17 protein-coding genes and 1 pseudogene are annotated in these 18,910 nt (G+C 63.3%); 13 read left to right on the top strand and 5 right to left on the bottom strand.

All coding sequences use genetic code 11. The features are described 5' to 3' along the window. Nucleotides 1-11: 11 nt before the first annotated feature. Nucleotides 12-173, bottom strand: coding sequence for a hypothetical protein (locus NDI89_RS11460; protein ID WP_277521710.1), 162 nt, complete (start codon nucleotides 171-173; stop codon nucleotides 12-14). An 18-nt stretch (nucleotides 174-191) separates the two neighbouring features. Next, nucleotides 192-566, bottom strand: a complete 375-nt coding sequence (locus NDI89_RS11455; protein ID WP_277521709.1) for a VOC family protein — start codon at nucleotides 564-566, stop codon at nucleotides 192-194. Between the two features lie 243 nt (nucleotides 567-809). Here NDI89_RS11455 and NDI89_RS11450 point away from each other — a divergent pair, with 243 nt between their 5' ends. Beyond that, complete coding sequence (locus NDI89_RS11450) at nucleotides 810-2,453, top strand: thiamine pyrophosphate-binding protein (protein WP_277521708.1); 1,644 nt, start codon at nucleotides 810-812, stop codon at nucleotides 2,451-2,453. An 83-nt stretch (nucleotides 2,454-2,536) separates the two neighbouring features. Here the strand turns inward: NDI89_RS11450 and NDI89_RS11445 are convergent, their stop codons facing one another. Beyond that, nucleotides 2,537-3,328 (bottom strand): HpcH/HpaI aldolase family protein, encoded by a 792-nt coding sequence (locus tag NDI89_RS11445; RefSeq protein WP_277521707.1) that lies wholly within the window; start codon nucleotides 3,326-3,328, stop codon nucleotides 2,537-2,539. A 278-nt stretch (nucleotides 3,329-3,606) separates the two neighbouring features. Here NDI89_RS11445 and NDI89_RS11440 point away from each other — a divergent pair, with 278 nt between their 5' ends. Beyond that, nucleotides 3,607-4,794 (top strand): CaiB/BaiF CoA transferase family protein, encoded by a 1,188-nt coding sequence (locus NDI89_RS11440; protein WP_277521706.1) that lies wholly within the window; start codon nucleotides 3,607-3,609, stop codon nucleotides 4,792-4,794. A 33-nt stretch (nucleotides 4,795-4,827) separates the two neighbouring features. Here the strand turns inward: NDI89_RS11440 and NDI89_RS11435 are convergent, their stop codons facing one another. Then, complete coding sequence (locus NDI89_RS11435; protein ID WP_277521704.1) at nucleotides 4,828-6,048, bottom strand: MFS transporter; 1,221 nt, start codon at nucleotides 6,046-6,048, stop codon at nucleotides 4,828-4,830. A 225-nt stretch (nucleotides 6,049-6,273) separates the two neighbouring features. Between NDI89_RS11435 and ddh the strand changes: the two genes are divergently transcribed. From ddh to NDI89_RS11385, 10 genes and pseudogenes are all read left to right on the top strand, one after another. Then, nucleotides 6,274-7,203 (top strand): D-2-hydroxyacid dehydrogenase, encoded by a 930-nt coding sequence (ddh, locus tag NDI89_RS11430; RefSeq protein ID WP_277521703.1) that lies wholly within the window; start codon nucleotides 6,274-6,276, stop codon nucleotides 7,201-7,203. 156 nt (nucleotides 7,204-7,359) lie between these two features. After that, on the top strand, nucleotides 7,360-8,529 hold the full coding sequence (locus NDI89_RS11425; protein WP_277521702.1) for an acyl-CoA dehydrogenase family protein: 1,170 nt from the start codon (nucleotides 7,360-7,362) through the stop codon (nucleotides 8,527-8,529). Nucleotides 8,530-8,666: 137 nt separating this feature from the next. Then, nucleotides 8,667-9,839 (top strand): MFS transporter, encoded by a 1,173-nt coding sequence (locus tag NDI89_RS11420; RefSeq protein WP_277521701.1) that lies wholly within the window; start codon nucleotides 8,667-8,669, stop codon nucleotides 9,837-9,839. Between the two features lie 189 nt (nucleotides 9,840-10,028). Next, nucleotides 10,029-10,748: a cysteine dioxygenase family protein gene (locus NDI89_RS11415; protein WP_277521700.1), complete on the top strand. Its 720-nt coding sequence runs from the start codon at nucleotides 10,029-10,031 to the stop codon at nucleotides 10,746-10,748. Nucleotides 10,749-11,554: 806 nt separating this feature from the next. Then, on the top strand, nucleotides 11,555-12,397 hold the full coding sequence (locus tag NDI89_RS11410) for a ParA family protein (RefSeq protein ID WP_277521699.1): 843 nt from the start codon (nucleotides 11,555-11,557) through the stop codon (nucleotides 12,395-12,397). Then, entirely contained in the window at nucleotides 12,394-12,864 is a 471-nt protein-coding gene (locus NDI89_RS11405) for a DUF7970 domain-containing protein (protein ID WP_277521698.1), read from the top strand. The genes NDI89_RS11410 and NDI89_RS11405 overlap by 4 nt, the downstream gene beginning before the upstream one ends. Before the next feature lie 1,316 nt (nucleotides 12,865-14,180). Next, on the top strand, nucleotides 14,181-14,441 hold the full coding sequence (locus NDI89_RS11400; RefSeq protein ID WP_277521697.1) for a hypothetical protein: 261 nt from the start codon (nucleotides 14,181-14,183) through the stop codon (nucleotides 14,439-14,441). Nucleotides 14,442-14,482: 41 nt separating this feature from the next. Further along, nucleotides 14,483-14,908, top strand: coding sequence for a universal stress protein (locus NDI89_RS11395; RefSeq protein ID WP_277521696.1), 426 nt, complete (start codon nucleotides 14,483-14,485; stop codon nucleotides 14,906-14,908). Nucleotides 14,909-15,115: 207 nt separating this feature from the next. After that, nucleotides 15,116-15,580, top strand: a pseudogene (locus tag NDI89_RS11390) (MaoC family dehydratase); the annotation flags it as partial. A 152-nt stretch (nucleotides 15,581-15,732) separates the two neighbouring features. Continuing rightward, nucleotides 15,733-16,527: an enoyl-CoA hydratase/isomerase family protein gene (locus NDI89_RS11385; protein WP_277521694.1), complete on the top strand. Its 795-nt coding sequence runs from the start codon at nucleotides 15,733-15,735 to the stop codon at nucleotides 16,525-16,527. A gap of 231 nt (nucleotides 16,528-16,758) precedes the next feature. On the opposite strand, the gene NDI89_RS11380 is transcribed toward NDI89_RS11385, so the two are convergent. Next, a complete protein-coding gene (locus NDI89_RS11380; protein WP_277521693.1) occupies nucleotides 16,759-17,754 on the bottom strand; it encodes a restriction endonuclease in 996 nt (331 codons plus the stop codon). Nucleotides 17,755-17,972: 218 nt separating this feature from the next. Here NDI89_RS11380 and NDI89_RS11375 point away from each other — a divergent pair, with 218 nt between their 5' ends. Beyond that, the gene (locus NDI89_RS11375; protein WP_277521692.1) at nucleotides 17,973-18,824 is read left to right on the top strand and encodes a CPBP family intramembrane glutamic endopeptidase; all 852 of its coding nucleotides are present in this window, start codon (nucleotides 17,973-17,975) and stop codon (nucleotides 18,822-18,824) included. Nucleotides 18,825-18,910: the final 86 nt, after the last annotated feature.

Genomic DNA, 18,910 nt, shown 5'->3' with positions numbered 1-18,910 from the left:
GTAACCGGCCGTCACAGCCCCGTGATAATCGTATACGCGGCGGTGAACAGCGCGAACCACAGCACTGTCCGGAAGAACAGCTTGCTGTAGATGTCCTTGCCGGGCATCAGCTCGTGGAACTGCTCCTCGGCGGCGAGGAGCTGGCCGACGGGACCCGATCGGTCGTCACTCATACCATCACTCTCGATCGGTCACGCCTCGAGCGTTTCGATGAGTTCGACGACGTAGCCCTCGGGGTCGGCCACGAACGCGATCCGGACTCCCTTGTCCGCGAGGGTTCGCGGCTCGTCGACCACCTCGCCGTCGTAGTCGTCGACGAGCTCGTCGACGTTCCCGTCCACGTCGCCGACGCCGACGGCGAGGTGATCGATCCCGGCCGGCTCCGGGTTCCGCTCGGTGTCGTCGTGTTTGAACTGGATTTCCGCGTCGCTCTCCCCGCCGACGTACGTGTTCGTCACGCCGTCGAGGTCGAACTCGCGGGTGCGCTCGAGCCCGAGCCCGTCGCAGTAAAAGGATAGTTGCGTCTCGATGTCGTCGACCCAGACGGCCGTGTGCAGAACGTCCATGCTACATATCACCAATGATCAGGATAAAAACGTACCGTTGCCGCCCGGGGACTCGAGCGAGCGCGTCGACGGTCGGTTGGCTCTCGTTGTGAGACAGAGCGTACCGGCGGTCGGGAGCCGCTGATGCGTACGGAGCGTGCCGGCGTTCGGAGAATCGCTTTCGCGATACGGAGCGCGCCGGATCGGTCGAGCGGAGACAGTTTCTCCTAAAGCTTTACACTGCCACCCGACACACCCCTTTCTATGAAGGTCAACGAGGCGATTATCGACTGTCTGACCGAGAACGATATCGGCACCCTGTTCGGCATTCCCGGCAAGCAGTCGCTGCCGCTGAACGAATCGATCAGCGAGCGCGACGACATCCGGTTCGTCATGGCTCGCCACGAGACCGCCGTCTCCCACCAGGCGTGGGGGTACGCGGAGACGAGCGGCGAAATGGCGGGGACGGTCGTCATCCCCGGCCCGGGCGATATGAACGCCATGAACGGGCTGAAGAACGCGCTGAACGACTGTACGCCGCTCGTCCACATCGCGGTCGAGACCGAACCGGAGATCCGCGGCGGCGACGGGATCCACGAGACGCCCCCCGACACCTACGATAACGTCGTCAAGGAGAACGTCACCGTCGAGACGCCACAGAGCACCGTCGCCGAACTCCAGCGGGCGATCGACGCCGCGCGGACCGCCCCGAAAGGGCCCGTCCGGGTCGGGATTCCGAAGAACTTCCTCAAGATGGACGTCTCGCTCGCCGAACGCGGCGAGGTCGAGCCCCAGTCGTTCAGCGGCGTTCCCGAGGGGAAAGTCGACGCCGCGGCGGACCTCCTCGCGGACGCGTCGACCCCGATCATCGTCGCCGGCGGCGGCGTTCGAGCGGGCGAGGCCAGCGACGAACTGAAAGCGGTCGCCGAGCGACTCGAGGCACCCGTCGTCCTCACGTACAAGGGGAAGGCGGTCTTCCCCGACGATCACGAGCTCATGGGCGGCGTGCTCTGTGGCGGCACCGGGACGGCCGTCAAGGAGCTGATCGCCGACGCCGACGCCGCGCTCGGGGTCGGCACCGACTTCGACGCGGTCTCACTGCACAATTGGTCGATCGAGATTCCCGAGGACCTGGTCCACGTCACCCTCGGCGCGGACGACATCGGGACCGGCTACGATCCGGCAGTGGGAATCGTCGCGGACGCGGCCCGAACGCTCGAGGCCCTCGACGACGCGCTGGCCGGGCGAACGATCGCCGGCGGGAACGGCGTCGAACGCGCTCGCGAAACCCGGGACGCGGTCGACGCTCGCCTCGAGGAGCTGCGAGCGGTGACGGAGGCCCCGTTGACGTCGGTCAAGGCGCTGGACGCGATCCGCGAGGGGACGCCCCGCGACGCGGTCGTCGCGGTCGACGCGGGCGGGTTCAGGCTCTGGGCGCTCCTGATGTTCCCGACGTACGATCCTCGGGACTACGTCAATCCGGGCTCGTGGGCGACGATGGGATCGGGACTGCCCTCGGCGATCGGGGCGAAGCTGGCTAACCCCGACCAGGACGTCGTGGCACTCACCGGCGACGGCGGACTGTTGATGTGTCTCCACGAGTTGCACACGCTGGCCGACGAGGAGATCGACGTGACGGTCGTCGTCCTCAACAACAGCGACTACGCGATCATCAGCGAGGAGGCCGGCCGGAGCTACCGGATGGACGAAGGCGAGTACGGCTGGGACGAGACGCCGGTATCGTACACGACCGTCGCCGAGGGGCTCGGCCTCGACGTCGAACGGGCGGAAACGCCAGACGAGGTCGAAGCGACCGTCGCCGACGCGATCGCGAGCGACGGGCCGACCCTCGTGGAAATCCCGACCGACCCCTACGAACCGCAGTCCGGCGTCTGGATGAACGAATGACCCACCGATCCGGTGCCGAGTGACCGTCCGCGCTGAACTCGGCTACGGCGAACGGTCGACGGCTGATCGACTTGGTCCGCCGATTACTCGCGGTCGGCGACGCTTCCGTCGTACGTCTCGCGGATCCGTTCGCCGCTCTCGATGAGCGTCGTCATGTCCTTGCCCGCGATCAGGTAGTCGAATCCTCGCTCGACGCGGTCCGCGACGTCGCCCTCGCGGACGGTGAGCGTGCCGACGGGGACGTCGGCGCTCCCGCCCGCGTCGATGACGCTGGCCATGGCGTCGTTCAACGCGGGGGCGTCCCACTCGGCGAAGACCCCGAGCGCCGCAGAGAGGTCGGCCGGACCGACGAACAGCGCGTCGATCCCCTCCGTTGCCGCGATGTCGCCCGCGTGGTCGACGCCGGTCGGCGTCTCGATCTGCGCGATCGTGAGCAGCGATCGATGTCCTTCCTCGACGTACTCGACGAAATCCTGTCCGTAGCCGGCCGCACGCCCCGACGCGACGCCGCGGTCGCCCTCCGGCGGGTACCTCGTCGCGCGGACCAGTTCCTCGGCGGCCTCCGGCGTATCTATCATCGGCACCATGAGTCCGTCCACGCCGATATCGAGGACTCGCTTGATCCGAACCGGGTCGTTCCAGGCCGGCCGAACGATCACGGCGAGCTCGCCGGGGGCGGCCGCCGCCGCTCGCGTCAGCTCCGCGACGGTCTCGAGGCTCAGCTCGCTATGTTCGGTGTCGACGAGGACGAAGTCGAACCCCGCCCTCGCCGCCGCTTCCACGACGGCCGGATGGCCGATCGAAATCCACGTCCCGAGCGCGTCGCCGTCGCGGAACCGGGCCCGGAAGTCGCGGTCGCTCGAGCGGTCCGTCATCGCTGCTCCCTCGTTTTGGCCCGCTGACCGTCCGGTACCGTCGTACTCGTTCGGTAGGGCAGCAATCGCAGACCTGGGGTCCGATCGCTCTCGTGCGGAATTCGCTCCATGGGTCCGCGGTTCCGAGGGGAGTAGCAAAAAGTTGTGGGTCGGAGTGACACGCGGCGATCGAATTCGACCTGTGTGCCGTGACTGGCAGACGGCTTACCGCATGCATACACGTCACGTTTGTTAGTAGTTCCCGAAGACATTTCTCGCCCGATGACATCCACCGTGGTATGAAGCCGCTAGGCGATCTCACCGTCGTCGACCTCACGCAGTCAGTCGCCGGTCCAGTCAGTACGCAACTGCTCGCCGAGATGGGCGCGACCGTTCTCAAGGTCGAACCGCCGTCCGGAGACAACTTCCGCAACCTCATGAACGGAAACATCTTCGTCCCGTTCAATCACGGCAAACAGAGCCTCTGCGTCGACATGAAAACCGAGGACGGACTCGCGGTCGTCACGGAACTCGCCGACGAAGCCGACGTGATCGTCGAGAGCTTTCGACCCGGCGTCCTCGAGCAGTACGATCTGGACTACGAGTCGGTCACGGAACGGAACGAGGACGTCGTCTACTGTTCGCTGTCGGGCTTCGGCCGAACCGGCCCCTACCGGTCGTATCCCGGCTACGATCCGTGTATTCAGGCGATCTCCGGGCTGATGGCGATCAACGGCTACGCCGACCGGCCGCCGGCCCGCATCCGCGCCAGCCTCATCGACTGCGGGACCGGTGCGAACGCCGCGTTCGCGATCCTCGCCGCCGTCCGCAACCGCGATCGCGGCGGCGACGGCACCCACATCGACATCTCGCTGTTCGACGTGGCCGTCTCGTGGATGTCCTACTGGATCACGAACTACGACCAGTCGGGCGCACTGCCCGAGCGCGCCGGCGGAAAGGGGATCGGCAGCGCGCCCAACGGCGTCTTCCCGACGGGCGACGGCCACATCTACGTCGCGACCCTCTCGGAGGGGATGTACGAGCGCCTCTGTACGGTCCTCGACCGACAAGATTTGCTCGAGGACGACCGGTTCGAAACGATCGACGATCGCATGAATCACCGCGAGACCCTCCGCGACGAACTGATTCCGGAATTCGAGGCGTACACCTCGACGGAGCTCGAGGGGAAACTCCTCGATGCGGGGATTCCGGCCGGAGCGGTCCGGACCGTCGCGGATCTCGTCGACGACAACGAACACGTCGACGCGCGATCGATGCTCGTCGACACCTACAATCCCGAAGTCGACGAAGACGTCGTCACCGCAGGGCTTCCGTTCCGGTTCAGCACCGGTATCCACGACGGCGGGTTCTCCTCGCGACCGCCGGAGAAGGGCGAACACACGGAGACCATCCTCGAGGCCCTGTCGTACTCGACGGACGAGATCGAGCGACTACACGAAACCGGCGCGGTCATCTCGAGTTCGTAGGCCGCTGACGGGCGGCGTTTCAGGGCTCGGGACTCAGCGCTCGGGGATCCGGAACGCCAGAACGATCATGCCGCTCGCCAGGAGGGCCAGGAGCACGAACACCTCGTCGAAGTAGCCGAAATCTGCAGCAGCACCGAACAGCGCCGGGCTCGTCGCGCCGATCGTAAACGCGACGGATCGCAGCACGCCGAATCCGGTTCCGCGGACGTCTTCGGGCAGGGAGCGAAGTAACGACGGCTCGACGACCGTCGCGAACCCGAGCAGCGTGCTCACGAGCGCCGTTACGACGACGAGGCTCCAGAGACTGCTGGCGAAGGGAAGCGCGACGAGGCCGATGGTCGGGCCGGTCGCGACGATCGTCAGGGAACGTCGGATGCCGAACCGATCGTACGCCGCGCCGGCGAGCGGTTTGATGAGTATTCCGAGCGCGAAGAACGCGCCGAACAGGAGGCTCGCGACGGTCGTCGAGAGCTCCTTTTCGTCGACGAGATACGTCGGGTAGAAGCTCGTAAACGCCTGCCAGACGAGGAGGCCGAGGACGAGCACTGCCGTCGCGTACACGACGGACGGCTTGCGGAACTCCGTGCCGAGCGTTCGGAGCGTATCGACGCCGAATCCCTCGTCTTCGTCGGACGAGTCCGGAGGGCGCGTCGGGACGATCATCCAGAGGGCGACGGCGGAGAGGAGGAACAGCGGTACCGCGAAGCCGAACCCGTACTGCCAGAGGGTGATCGCCGCGATCACGCTGGCGATCGGCGGGAGGACCGACTGGCCGGCGTCCTGTGACGCGGCCGTCACGCCGTTGGCAGCACCGAGCCGGTCGGAGTAGAGCCGCGGGAGAACAGTATATCGGCCGACCGCGTACAGCGCGGTGCCGAACCCGAACAGCGCCGTCGCGGCGAAGAGGACGGTCGAAGAGCGAGCGGTGACGACGAGCGTCAGCGTGATCGCGGAGATAACCGCGCTCGCCGAAAGCGTGACCCGCTCTCCGAAGCGATCGGCGAGGATCCCGCCCGGAAATTGGCCCAGCGCGTACGCGAGGAAAAGCGTCGTCAACAGGAGGCCGGCAGTCGTCAGATCGATACCGTAGGCGGAACGCAAGTACGGAAGCATCACCGGGTAGATCATCCGGACGCCGATCGAGAGGAACCAGCCGCCGGCGACCGCAGTGAGCACTTTGCCTCGTCCCCCGCTCCAGAGATCGACCGCGCCGCTCTTGGCCGCGGAAAGCCGCTCCGAGGGAGTCGTCTCCACGAGAAATCGATACCGCGGTAGCGATGATAAGGATTCTGTTCCGTCGATACGAGGCGTCGATCGGTCGACCGCGCGGTGAGCCGCGAAGACAGTCGCTCGGTCCGCCACGCGGCCGGTCGCCGGTCCATCACCCGGGCCCGCGATCGCGCCGTGTGACCGGCCGTCCCCTCCGCTTCGGACTCCCCCGTCCGAAGGTTGATGCGACCGCCGCCCATGTGGTACGTGATGACATTCGAACTCGAGCGACTGGGCGTTCACCGATCCGTCGACGCGATCTTTCCGCCGGCAGAACTCGTCGGGTATCTCTCCGATCTCCCCGTCGACGTCTCGGTCGTCGACGAAGCGGGAATCGCGGACTGTGACGCGATCGTCACGCGCAACTACTTCGAATCCGTACTCGACGTCGAGTGGATCCACTCGACGCAGGCGGGCATCGATCGGTTCCCGCTCGAGGCCCTCGCCGAGGAGGGCGTCGCCCTCACCAACAGCACGGGCATTCACGGACGCACGGTCGGCGAGACCGTCGCGGGCTACCTGCTGGCGTTCGCCCGCCGGCTCCACGACCAGATCGCCAGCGCGACGGAGCGGCGCTGGGAGCGCCCGGAGTGGGACGAAGCGTTCACGCTGCCCGGCACCACGGCCTGTATCGTCGGTACCGGAACGCTCGGTCGCGGCGTCGCCGACATCGTGGGCGCGCTCGGCGTCGAGCCGGTCGGCGTCCGGCGCTCCGACGACACCCTCCCCGAATTCGATCGCATGTACGCCGTCGACGACCTTCACGAGGCGATCGCCGACGCGGAGTTCGTGATCGTCACCGTTCCGCTGACCGACGCGACGCGGGGCCTGTTCGACGCGGCGGCGTTCGAGGCGATGCGCGACGACGCCTACTTCGTCAACGTCGCGCGCGGTGCGGTCGTCGACGAACCGGCACTCGTCGAGGCCCTGGCGGCCGGCGACATCGCCGGCGCCGCGCTCGACGTCTTCGAGACCGAGCCGCTGCCAGAGGACTCCCCGCTGTGGACCATGGACGACGTGATCGTCACGCCGCACGCGGCCGCCTACACCCGCGACTACTACCGCGACGTGGGCGACATCGTCCGCGACAACGTCGGCCGCCTCGAGCGCGGGGAGGCGCTGTCGAACCAGGTCGTTTGATCCGACCGGACGATCGATTTCGGCCGCTGGTGGATCGATCAGCCGATATCGGATAACTGCGACCCGATCAGCCGGAGCAGTCCCGCTCGAGCCAGCGAGCCGATCGGACCCGGTAACGGGGGAAACGTTTAGCTGGTATGGTGGATACTAACAGGCATGGATTTCGAGCTGTCGGACGAACAGCGGCTGATCCGGTCACAGGTACGGGAACTCTGTGACGAGTTCGGCGACGAGTACTGGCGCGAATGCGACCTGAACCACGAGTATCCCGACGAGTTCTTCGAGGCCTTCGCGGCCGACGGCTGGTGTGGTATCACGATCCCCGAGGAGTACGGCGGCCAGGGATACGGCGTGCAGGAGGCGTCGCTGGTCCAGCAGGAGATCGCGCGCTCGGGGGCGGGGATGGCGGGCACCTCGATCACCGCCCACCACACGTTCAGTACGGAACCGCTCGTGGCGTTCGCGGACGACGACCACAAGGAACGGTACCTCCCGAAGATCGCCGAGGGGTCGGTACAGGTCTGTACGGGCGTGACCGAACCCAACGCGGGGACGGACACCTCCCGAATCGAGACGACCGCCCGGCGTGAGGGCGACGAGTACGCCGTCAACGGGCAGAAAATCTGGACGTCGAAAGCGCAGGAGGCGGACGTGATCATGCTGCTCGTTCGAACCGAGCCCCGAGCGGAAAGCGACCGGTTCGGCGGCCTCACGCTCTTCTTTACTGACTTCGACCGCGACGCGGACGGCGTCGACGTCGCTGAGATCCCGAAAGCGGGGCGGGGAGCATCCGACTCGAACGAGGTGTGGTTCGACGACTTCCGCATCCCCGCGGAGGATCGAATCGGCGAGGAAGGCGAGGGGTTCCGCTATCTCCTCCGGTTCGCGAACACCGAGCGGATCGCGCTCGCTTCGAACGCCGTCGGCGTGGGACAGGCGGCGATCGAGAAAGCGGCCGCCTACGCCGACGACCGGGTCGTCTTCGGCAACCCGATCGGCTCCTATCAGGCCGTCCAACATCCGCTCGCGGATTCGTGGGCGAAACTCGAGCAGGACGAACTGATGGTCCGCAAAGCGGCGTGGCTGTACGACGCCGACCGCGACTGCGGTGCCGAGGCGAACGCGGTCAAGCTCCGCGCGAGCGAAGACGCGCTCGAGGCGTGTGAGCGCGCGGTCCGTGCTCACGGGGGGATGGGATACGCGAGCGAGTACGACGTCGAGCGCTACTGGCGGGAGACCATGATCAACGTCATCGCGCCGATCTCCAACGAGATGGTGAAGAACTACATCGCCGAGCACGTCCTCGGGCTGCCGAAGTCGTACTGATCATCGGTTTCGCCGCGGAATCGCTCTCACCGCGGTCGCTTTCGCTGTCGAAAGGAGGGTCAGTTTGCCGGAAAATTCACACTCATTGTACCCAATCGAGAGGATACACCCATGTCCAGGTCGATGCGAGAGGCACGATGAGATGGGAGTACAGGCACACGGTCCTCACGCTCTGTACGTTCGCGTTCTTCGCGACGATGGTCGCCCGGCTCGCCGTCAGTCCGGTCGTCCCCGCCATCACCGACGACTTCCGGATCGGGAACACCGTCATCGGGATCGCGCTCACGGGGATGTGGATGGCCTACGCGCTGATGCAGTTTCCGAGCGGAATCCTCGCGGATCGGTTCGGTGAGCGATCGATCGTTCTGATTTCCGTCGGCGGGACGACAGTGATGAGTCTCCTCCTCGCAGTGTCGCCGTTCTACGCGCTGTTCGTACTCGCCCTGATCGTTCTCGGCGGTGTCGCCGGACTGCATTACAGCGCGGCGACGACGCTTCTCGATCGGACCTACGAGAATCTCGGGTTCGCCATCGGCGTTCACACGATCGGCTCGTCCGCCGCGGGATTGATCGCACCGGTCGCCGTCGCGTGGATCAGCGTCCGGTACGGCTGGCGTCCCGCCGTCGCGTTCGGCGCGGTGATCGCTGCGCCGATCTTTCTGTTGTTCCTCTGGCGCGTCCGCCCGATCGAGCCACACCGTCCGGATCAGCCCCTCCGGGAGCGGTTGGAACTCGGTGAGGTCACGGCGATTCTCGGGAAGCCCGAGATCGCGTTCACCGTCGTCATCGCGTCGGTCGGTGCGTTCGTCTGGCAGGGAACGGCCTCGTTCCTGCCGACGTTTCTCGTCGAACACCGCGGCCAATCGCCGACGACTGCCGGCGTCGTCTTCTCCGCATACTTCGTCGTGCAGTCGATCGTCAAACCCGGTATCGGCGCGATGTCGGATCGGTTCGGCCGCGACGTGACGACCTTCGGCTGCATGGTCGCCAGCGTCGCCGGGCTCGCCCTGTTCGTTGCCGTTCCCGGGGTCGTCGGTATCGTCGGCGGCGTCGTACTGATCGCCAACGGACTGAGCTGGGCAGTCGCCGTGGAGCCTCGCTTCATGGACAACATGACCGACCAGGAGCGAGGTGCCGGCTTCGGGCTCGTTCGGACGACGTATCTCTCGGTCGCGTCGCTGGGTTCGGTCGCGGTCGGATTCTTCGCCGACACCTACGGCTGGGCCACGTCCTTCGGCATGTTGATGCTCCTGCTGTCGTTCGTTGCCGTCTTACTGGCCGTCAACTGGGCGTTCGGTCTCGAATACTGACCGTCTACCCCATCGATTCGCTCTCTCTTTCCTCCGATAATCCCGGCACGCCTCTCGAGGCTCCACCGGCTCGAGATTTCGACCCCGATACCGACGATCACTCTGAGATGTTGTCCGGCAGTGTCGAACCCGCTTCGCCGCTCGAGCGAGGGGTGATCTTATGCCTATTGCTCACAAGAGACATATACGATGGCGTCACCAAACGCGGATCCCGAACCGGAGTTCGTCTACGACACTGACCGAGTACGCGACTTCGTCGACACGGTCAAAGAAACGGCGAACGAACACGACGAGATCCCGGCGCTGCTCGAGGCGCTGGCTGAACCCTTCGAAGCGCTCCTGGCGGACGATGACTGGCTCGACGAGCGGTATCAACGGCTTCCAGCCGACGACGAAGAGGACAGCGGCAATATGGGCGACGATATCGCGCAGTGGCTGTTGTACCGGGAGGGAAACAAACTGTCGTTGTTCACCCTCGTCCTGCCCCCGGGCGCGTCGACGCCGGTGCACGATCATCTCGCGTGGGGACTCGTCGGAATCTACGGGGGGACCCAGCGGGAAGATTTCTATCGCCGCGTCGACGACGGGACCACTGACGAGGGCGAGGCGGACCTGGAGCGGATTCGGACGGATCGCATGGAACGGGGCGATTATTACGAACTCATTCCGCCGAACAACGACATTCACTCGGTGGAGACGACGTCGGCCGAACCCAGCGTGAGCGTCCACCTGCTCGGAGCGGACGTCGGCTGCATCGAACGGCACGCGTTCGACGCCGACGATGGGACGGTCGAGCTCTTCCACTCGGGGTACACGAACGTCGCGTGCGACGACGTACTGGACACGCCGACGGTCGGTCACGGACATCACGACGCGAACGACCACCGGCACGACCACGCTCATGAATGAGGTGTGACTGGGATGGAGGACTACCTCTGTACCACTATCGTCACGAACCGTAACTGGTCGGATAGTAAGACTACCAGCTGATGCTCCGTCTTTTCGAACGCAGATGATGCCTCGGGTAGACGGCCTGCGTGTGCGTGCGATCGGTCTCATAACTACTCCGTGGTTCCGTGCGAGCTGTGTGATTAGTCTATGTAGTTAGGCTGTTCGGTTAGGCTATTCGAATAGCCGTTCATCGTCGCTGTATTGGTCGGCGAAGGGAAGGTATCCGAACGGCTCTCTGACGTGATTTCGTACGCAACACTACCGATCCATCATTCTAAGAAGCCCATTTAGTTAGTCTATGTAGCTAGTCTACTCGATTAGACCTTCTAGTAGACATACTTGTGTGAGGAACAAAAGCTCGCGGCCCCCGCCCTATTAATCAGGCCGTTTAGTTAGGCTGTTCGAATAGGCCATGTGAGATAGCTACCCAATTGTACTTCCCAGCCAAACTGATCGAATAGTCTGCTGAGATAGTCCGAAGATGTGAGCGAACTATCCGCGTCGACTGCTCGCGTGCCCTCCCAGTCCGATCCGTCTCCCAACTACAGGTTCGGTTTTCTACTAACACTATTCAGTTAGGCTAACTAGAAAGCCTATTCGACTCGTTATTTCTCTATGCGAGGTGAGAACCGTGCTCGAGCAGCTTACCCCCCACAGCGACACGAATACCGAAGCAGGCGGTTAGCCTATTCGGTTAGGCTAACTGATTTTCCTACCCAATACGTGTGGTGAAGTATTATATTCGGGAAGGCTAACCCATACGCATGCTCACGTACACGACGTACTCGGAGGCCGGCGGCGTCGGCAAGTCGACGATCGGCGCGGCGTTGCTCGAGTCCCACTCGAACCACGGGCTCGACGTTCTCGCGATCGATATGGACCAACAGAACGGGTCGCTCACCTACCTCCTCGATATCGATGCACCCCGTGACGACAGTCAAGCGGATAACATCGTTCGCCACCTGATCGATCGACCGAAAGGGTCACTCGAGGATCTCATTTACGAAACGGAGTACGGCTTCGACCTCATCCCCAGTCACAACATGCTCGAGAGCCTCGAAGACCTCCTCAATCGCGCACAGCAGATGGCCGACGATCTCGGCGAGGGTGACGACTTCGACCCGTACGACCGCCTCCGGCAGGTGCTCCTCGAGTCCGGCGTCCCACAGGAGTACGACGTCCTCGTCGTCGATCCGCCGGCGACGGCGGGCCCGCATCTCTACAACGCCGTCTCGGCCACCCGAAGTCTGGTGATCCCGGTCGAGCCGACCGGCAAGGGAATGCAAAGCGTTCTCGGGTTGGAGGAGCTGGTCGACGGGCTTCAGGAGCGACTGGAGGCCGAAATCGGTGTCCTCTCGGCCGTTCCGAACGGTATCGGTAGGACGTCCGACCAGGACAGATATCTGACCGAAATTCGCGATCGGGGCTATCCCGCGCCGGTCGCGATCCGCGAGCGATCATCGCTCTTCGAGGGCTGCTGGGATCAGCAGTGTACACCGCGATACTACGTCGAGGAACACCGCGACCGACGACGCGATCACGAGAGCGAAACCCTCGACAAAATCGACCGGCTGGCGACCGAAATCGAGGAGGTGAGTGAGCAATGAAGAAGGGATCCGGTAGCGATCCGTTCGCGGATGCACGAGACGAGGCCGATGACGCGGACGAAGCGTCTCAGTCCGGCGACGGATCGGATACTGAGCCGCCTCGCTCTGATACCGAGGACGGAACGACTCGAGGGGAGACTGCCGACGACGGTGGTCAAACCGCTAACAGTGAAGAGCAGTCGGCCGAGGCGATCGTCGGGGAGCCGCCACAGGACGGCGCTACCGATAGCGGCGTTCCGTGGGTCTACGTCCGAGATACCGTCAAACAGGACCGCGAAATGGTCCAGTTCTATCTCCGGGATTTCGTGCTCGAAGCGGAGGACGAGTTCGTCGATGCAGTGGGTGACGAACTCGGAACCGACGTGTCGAAGACCGACGTCCGGGAGGCAGCCTACGAAGCGGCGATGCACAACGTCGACGAAGTCGTCGACCGACTCGAGGCGTGGGGGTTCGAATCGGTCGACTGATCGACCGTCTCCGGTCTCGAATCGGACGCAGCGGGAAAGGCGCTACTGGCGAGGGAGACCGGAACGGGTAGAGAACGGCTCGATCCGGTCGAAGATCCGTTTTTCGAGCGGCACCTCCGGTCGTAGTCTCAGTGAGTCGCCGAGATCGTTGTTACCACGACCCGACGAGTGATTTGGAGGGCTTCGAACCAGTTCCTGCTCACCGATTCGTCGAACCACGCATCACAGTCCCGCTGAGCCCCTGAAGTCTCACCCAGCCGGATCAACGTTCCATATAGCCATATTCGGTTTATTTGTGCGCTGCGAGCGTGCTACCGGTATTTACTCTCGGATTCCACGGATTAGTCGCAGAGGAGAACACGCTCGATCAGCTCGATAATCGAGTACAGCTCTCTCGAAGTCTGCCTTCCAGGAATCCCGACCGATGGAATCCAGCGGAAACTCGGCTCTCGAGGCTGATAGACCGTGACAGCCGAATCGACATGATCGCTGCCCCACTCGAGGAGTTCCTCCGATCGAAATCGAAGGGCGGTGAGGAAAATAGGACCTCCCGGCGGAATCTCGAGCACTGTGGGCGACTCCCTCGCGGCTCGAGGCAGAATCCCGATCGGGGAAACGGTCGACAACCCGAACGACCGAAGGTTCTGATGGTACGCTCGCGACCCCCAGGGTCTCGCGCCGGAAACGGGTCAGCCTATCACGTACCGGCCAGATCAATATCGGCTGGTGCGTTCGTGAGTAGGTTCTCGAGGCGACCACGCACAGTTACCGCTGCGACGGAACCGTTCCCGGAAACGATGGGCGTCGATCCGGGATCAGCAGGCCCGGTCCGACGAACACCGGCTGTTGACCCCCGGCATGTCGATATACGCGCCCGCGATACTACCGGCGGGAAGGGACAGGATGCGATCAACGGGTTCCCGAACGCTCGTCGCCGTCCTGTGCTGCACCCGTATCTGCGGGGCGAAATCATTGCCGATACGGAAGCGGATCGCTGTACTTGCTCTGTGGACTGGGGTCGCCTTTGCGGTCGGACGATGGCCGTCCGGGATGCGAAACTGGTCCGATCGCTTACTGACGGCCCAGGCCATAAACCATATGGGGCGATACAAAGAATTGTTCCAGCTCACTGCCGATGACTGGCCAGTCTTTCCGGCGTTTCACCTTCCGACGCTTTTCGAAACGCTTCGAACCGGACTACGGGTCAATAGGGCGGTCGCCGGACGAGAGAGACGTTCGTCGACGACCACACTGGTCAACTCGAAATCTCCGGTGCCCGTTTTGAGTACGGACTGTTGTCTCCTCCATCGATACTGATGACGCTCGTCGGATCCGGCGTCGATTCTGTGCGGATGCAGGTCGATGGAAAACACGCCTCGCGTCACACGGTGGACGGCGTGGCGCTGGTGACGTACTGTCTCGACGAAGGACTTCCCGCAGCTGCCGGTCTCTTGGACAACAACGAAGCGGTCGTTCGAACGACCCATTCTCATATCGAAGCGAAAGAGATGCGACGTGGGTTCTCTCTGGTTCTGACGCTAAGAGCGGTGTGGCCAGCGAATAAGGCGGCCATCTGATAGATGAGTGCTGATATATAGAATGAAAGCGAATCTCTAACATGGCTCGGCACATCCTCGTTCCGGTCGACAATTCGGACGAGTCGACGAAAGCGCTCGAATACGCCGTCGATGAGTACCCCGACGAACGGATCACTGTGCTCCACGTCGTTCAGTTCGATCGCGCCTCGCTGTACGGCGACGAAGGATTCCTCTACAGTGACGAATATCGCGAGCAGATTCGCAAGCGAGGGACGGACATCCTCGAGAGAGCGAGCGAAACCGCCGCTGAACGCGGGGTCGAGGTCGACACTGCGCTCGAAACGGGGAATCCAGCGCGGACGATCACCGCGTATGTCGCGGAGCATGACGTGGACCACGTCGTTCTCGGGAGTCACGGCCGTACCGGGCCAGCGCGCGTTCTTCTCGGCAGTGTCGCTGAGGCCGTGACGCGGCGCTCGCCAGTCCCGGTGACGGTGGTCCGGTGACTCGTCTCTGCGCCGTCTCGAGAGTCAGTGATCGGCGGCCTCCGGCGTAAGCGAGACGCAGACCCTCGTTCCACGACGTGTGTGGCTGGGCCTGCAAGGGGAGGAAGCACCTCTACCCGTACGGGAGCTGCTTCCCCTTCTCGAGGATAGTGGGGTCTCGTCACGTCACAGACCGGATGTTTTACACTATTCGTTAGCAATTCACGTGATATGCCACGGTACTACGAGGATTTGGAGATCGGTGAGACCTACGAAACCGGCGGATACACGGTCACCAAAGAGGAGATCATCGAGTTCGCCGAGCAGTTCGATCCGCAGCCGTTCCATCTCGACGAGGAGGCCGCCCGGGATTCGATGTTCGGTGAATTGGTCGCCAGCGGCCTCCATACACTCTGTTTGTCCGTCCGGTTGTTCGTCACGGAGATCGTCAACGGCGAGGTCGATATCGCGAACATGGGCGGCCTCGGGATGGACGACCTGCGCTGGCACGAGCCCGTTCGCCCCGGTGAGACGCTTCGGGTCCGGGTCGAGGTCGTCGGAAAGACGCCGTCGACGAGCCGATCCGATCGCGGTTACGTCGATTTCCGTCGCAGCGTCGTCAACGATGCCGATGAAGAGGTCATGTCGATCCTCTCGCACAATATCGTCCGCCGAACAGACGCGGCGGACTAAGGCCACCCAGTCCCGTCATTGCGCTGCTACGACCGAATTGCCGCGATCTGAGTCATCCCGAGTGAGCGCGTATCCGTTCCTCGTGTGAGATCACAGCACCATCGCTGAGAAGCGCCCAACGGTATATGTGGGTGGCTCGGAATGAGTGTGGTATGGGAACGTATGACTGTCTCGAGTACGCTGTAGACGAGGGCGTCGTCCGAATCGCACTGGATCGCCCCGAGGCCCTGAACGCATTGAATCCGCAGTTACTGCGCGAACTCGAGGACGCGATCGAACGCGCCGAGGCCGCCGATGAGGGTCGAGTCGTCGTCCTGAGCGGCAACGGCAGAGCCTTCTCCTCGGGCTACGACATCAGCGAGGCTGAGGCCGACAAACCGATCGACGACCGCATCCTCGACCAGCGGACTCACCTCGAAGCGATCTTCTCGTCGCGGCTCCCGGTCATCGCGGCGGTCGACGGGACTGCAATCGCCGGCGGGTGCAACCTCGCGATCTGCTGTGACCTCACCTTCGCGACGGAGCCCTCCGAGTTCGGCTATCCCGACATGCACTTCGGCGAACCCCCGCCGAAGTTCGTGCTGCCGTTCGTGACGGATTCCCTGAAAGACGCGCGGGAACTGCTCTATTCGGGGAAAACTATCGACGCAGCGACCGCCGCCGAGATGGGGTTGGTCAATCGTGTCGTCGCCGAAGGCGAACTGGACGCGACCGTCGATGCGGAAGTAAACGAGATCAAAAAGACACCGAGTACGGCCGTTGCGATCGCGAAAGACATGCTCAACGGCGTACAGGAGACCCAGGGGTTCAGACGGTACGGCCGCGTCGACGAGTACGTCGGCGCTCTCACCATGGAGTCCTCGGCTGCGGAACGGTTTCGCGAAATTCGGGACGAGGAGGGGCTGCAGGCCGCCCTCGAGTGGATGCACGAGACCGACAAACCGTGAGCGGCGAGGGCACCACAGACGTCCGTTACCAGCGTTCCGTGTTCTGACACCGTCCTCTGCTCTCCCGTAAACGAAGCGGCTTGGACGGAAAATTCGACCAGTATCGAACCTCGTAGTCGCGCATTCTTCGACGGTGTTCGAATTTCGCACCTCGCCGTATCGTACGACTACGTCCGAGGTCGGTGGAGCGGCCACTCGAAGCTCTCGATCACCGAACCGTTCTGCGCCTGATCAGGTAACGGCGGCCGCCAGTTCCGGTGGGAGGTCCGGGATCTCCGCCTTCCGCTCGTCGGAGAGGTACATCATCCACTCCACCTTCCGCAGCAAGTCCGCCGTGGAGAACTCGTCCGATTCCCGGTCGTAATCGTCGAGCAGCAGGTGCGTATTGTTTCGGAATCGGACGCCGGAGACGTCGCCCGCGACGCCGTCGACGTAGAACGCGAATTTGGCGTTCCCCGCAGCTGGAATTATCGGCTGTTTGACTTGCCAGTCGCCCGGAAAATAGCTGTTCCTCGAGAATCGCATCGCTTGGGTGTACGTTCGGCCGCGGTCGTCGGAGACGGTGAAATCCTCCCACGGGTGCAGGGAGAGATCGTAATCGACGAGGTTCGTGAATTCGAACGCGAAGAACGGTCCGTCGAATTCGCTCGGCCGTCTCACGGCCGGGTCCGACGACGTCACCCACTCGTATCCGACGAGCTCCGCCCTGAAGAGGTCACACTCGGCGACGATAGTCGTCGGAGGCGTGGATTCGAATGCGCTGATGGTTCCGGTGTACGCCCGATCCGAGATTTCGTTCCCGTCTGCGTAGGTCGCGACGAGGTCTTCGGCGGCCATCTCTCCGACTAATCGCTGCAGCGTTTCCCCATCTATCAACTTGATGTTGAAATCGTCGGCGATGACGTCGGCCTGATTGGTGAATCCGCTCGTCGTGATGATGACGACTTCGTCGACGTTCTCCCGCTGCTTTAGCGAGGCGTATTTTTGTAGCTCGGGCCCGGAGACGGAATTGCTATCCCGATATCGCTTCGTCTGGATGAGGCTCTTCTTCGGATACGGGAACGCTTTCGTGGCGATAACGTCGATCCCTTTGTCGCCCGATTGGGTCGTCACCTCGGTGGACCACCCGCGGCGAGACCAGAGATCAGCGATGAACCGCTCGAACTCGTGACCGTCCAACTGCTGGAGGGTCTGCAGAATAGAAGACATCGCGGCTCCCGTATCCATAACGCTGTGAGCATCGTCGTCACGGTAGCAAAAGATTTCGCATACCGGCTGCTGTACCGGCAGACCTCGAAACGTCGTCCGACCAGTTCAGGTACTATTATATATTCGTATTACATATATATTCGACATGATAGCGCCGAGTTGCCAGCAGTCCTGCTGGACCGCGCTCGACGCGGGTGAGACATCCGTGTCCGGCAGTGTCTTCCGGGGTGACCTCGATGACTGATCCCGATAGGAGTCGGATCGGACTCTTCGTCGGTATTTTGCTCGTCGCTGCCGTGGCACTCGTCATCATCGCAGCCAGTGTGGACGTGAGCCCGATTGCACTCGCACCGGCCTACATGTTCTCACCGATGGTCGCTGGCCTCGCAGTCTGCCTCTCTCGGGATATCCCACTGTCGGACGTCGGGCTTCGACGGGGCCGGCTCCGATGGCTCGCCATAGCTGCCGTGCTCGCGCTGCCGCTCATCGGTCTGACCCTCGCGTTCGCCCTCGCAGTCCCCGGGGTAGACTTCGATCCGACCGCCACCCCGGTTCCGGGCCTCGAGCTACCGTCGGGCCTCCTTGGCGTCGCGGTAGCGGCCGGCCTTGCGCTCGTCCTCGGGGCCACGATCAATGCGATCTTCGCGTTCGGCGAGGAGTTCGGCTGGCGCGGCTACCTCCTGTGGGAACTCGCACCGTGGGGGTTCTGGAAGGCGTCGTTCGCGATCGGTGCCCTGTGGGGCATCTGGCATACGCCCGTGATCGTCGCCGGATACAACTACCCCTCGTTCCCCTATATCGGTGTTCTCGCCATGACGATCGCGTGTCTCTCCTTTTCACCGGTCTACACCTACGTCGTCGTCCGTGCCAAGTCCGTGCTCGCCGCAGCGCTTCTCCACGGTGTGTTCAACGGGTCGGCCGGTCTCGTCGTCGTGTACGCGACCGCGGACGAGGCGGTTCTGGAGGAACTGGTCGCAAGTCCCGTGGGTGCTGCCGGCGTGCTCGCGTTCGGCGCTGCTGCGATTGCCATCGCCGTTCTCGATACGCCGACCCTGTCTCGGAAATCGCTCTCCGGATACCGTGCGTAGGTAGCGGTGTGGAGCAGTAGGTCGCCGGACACGGATTTCTATCGGAGGTTACAATCATCGCTCGGGAATTCGATGCCATCGATTCA

It is taken from the genome of Natrinema salsiterrestre (assembly GCF_029502005.1).
Classification (GTDB): domain Archaea; phylum Halobacteriota; class Halobacteria; order Halobacteriales; family Natrialbaceae; genus Natrinema; species Natrinema salsiterrestre.
The sequence above is the reverse complement of the archived record's forward strand: the minus strand, read 5'-3'. Positions and strand labels throughout refer to the sequence as shown.

Excerpts from the sequence above, each read along its gene's own strand:
- NDI89_RS11460 (WP_277521710.1), bottom strand. The coding sequence starts at position 173 with ATGAGTGACGACCGATCGGGTCCCGTCGGCCAGCTCCTCGCCGCCGAG.
- NDI89_RS11455 (WP_277521709.1), bottom strand. The coding sequence starts at position 566 with ATGGACGTTCTGCACACGGCCGTCTGGGTCGACGACATCGAGACGCAA.
- NDI89_RS11450 (WP_277521708.1), top strand. The coding sequence starts at position 810 with ATGAAGGTCAACGAGGCGATTATCGACTGTCTGACCGAGAACGATATC.
- NDI89_RS11445 (WP_277521707.1), bottom strand. The coding sequence starts at position 3,328 with ATGACGGACCGCTCGAGCGACCGCGACTTCCGGGCCCGGTTCCGCGAC.
- NDI89_RS11440 (WP_277521706.1), top strand. The coding sequence starts at position 3,607 with ATGAAGCCGCTAGGCGATCTCACCGTCGTCGACCTCACGCAGTCAGTC.
- ddh (WP_277521703.1), top strand. The coding sequence starts at position 6,274 with ATGACATTCGAACTCGAGCGACTGGGCGTTCACCGATCCGTCGACGCG.
- NDI89_RS11425 (WP_277521702.1), top strand. The coding sequence starts at position 7,360 with ATGGATTTCGAGCTGTCGGACGAACAGCGGCTGATCCGGTCACAGGTA.
- NDI89_RS11420 (WP_277521701.1), top strand. The coding sequence starts at position 8,667 with ATGAGATGGGAGTACAGGCACACGGTCCTCACGCTCTGTACGTTCGCG.
- NDI89_RS11415 (WP_277521700.1), top strand. The coding sequence starts at position 10,029 with ATGGCGTCACCAAACGCGGATCCCGAACCGGAGTTCGTCTACGACACT.
- NDI89_RS11410 (WP_277521699.1), top strand. The coding sequence starts at position 11,555 with ATGCTCACGTACACGACGTACTCGGAGGCCGGCGGCGTCGGCAAGTCG.
- NDI89_RS11405 (WP_277521698.1), top strand. The coding sequence starts at position 12,394 with ATGAAGAAGGGATCCGGTAGCGATCCGTTCGCGGATGCACGAGACGAG.
- NDI89_RS11400 (WP_277521697.1), top strand. The coding sequence starts at position 14,181 with ATGACGCTCGTCGGATCCGGCGTCGATTCTGTGCGGATGCAGGTCGAT.
- NDI89_RS11395 (WP_277521696.1), top strand. The coding sequence starts at position 14,483 with ATGGCTCGGCACATCCTCGTTCCGGTCGACAATTCGGACGAGTCGACG.
- NDI89_RS11385 (WP_277521694.1), top strand. The coding sequence starts at position 15,733 with ATGGGAACGTATGACTGTCTCGAGTACGCTGTAGACGAGGGCGTCGTC.
- NDI89_RS11380 (WP_277521693.1), bottom strand. The coding sequence starts at position 17,754 with ATGGATACGGGAGCCGCGATGTCTTCTATTCTGCAGACCCTCCAGCAG.
- NDI89_RS11375 (WP_277521692.1), top strand. The coding sequence starts at position 17,973 with ATGACTGATCCCGATAGGAGTCGGATCGGACTCTTCGTCGGTATTTTG.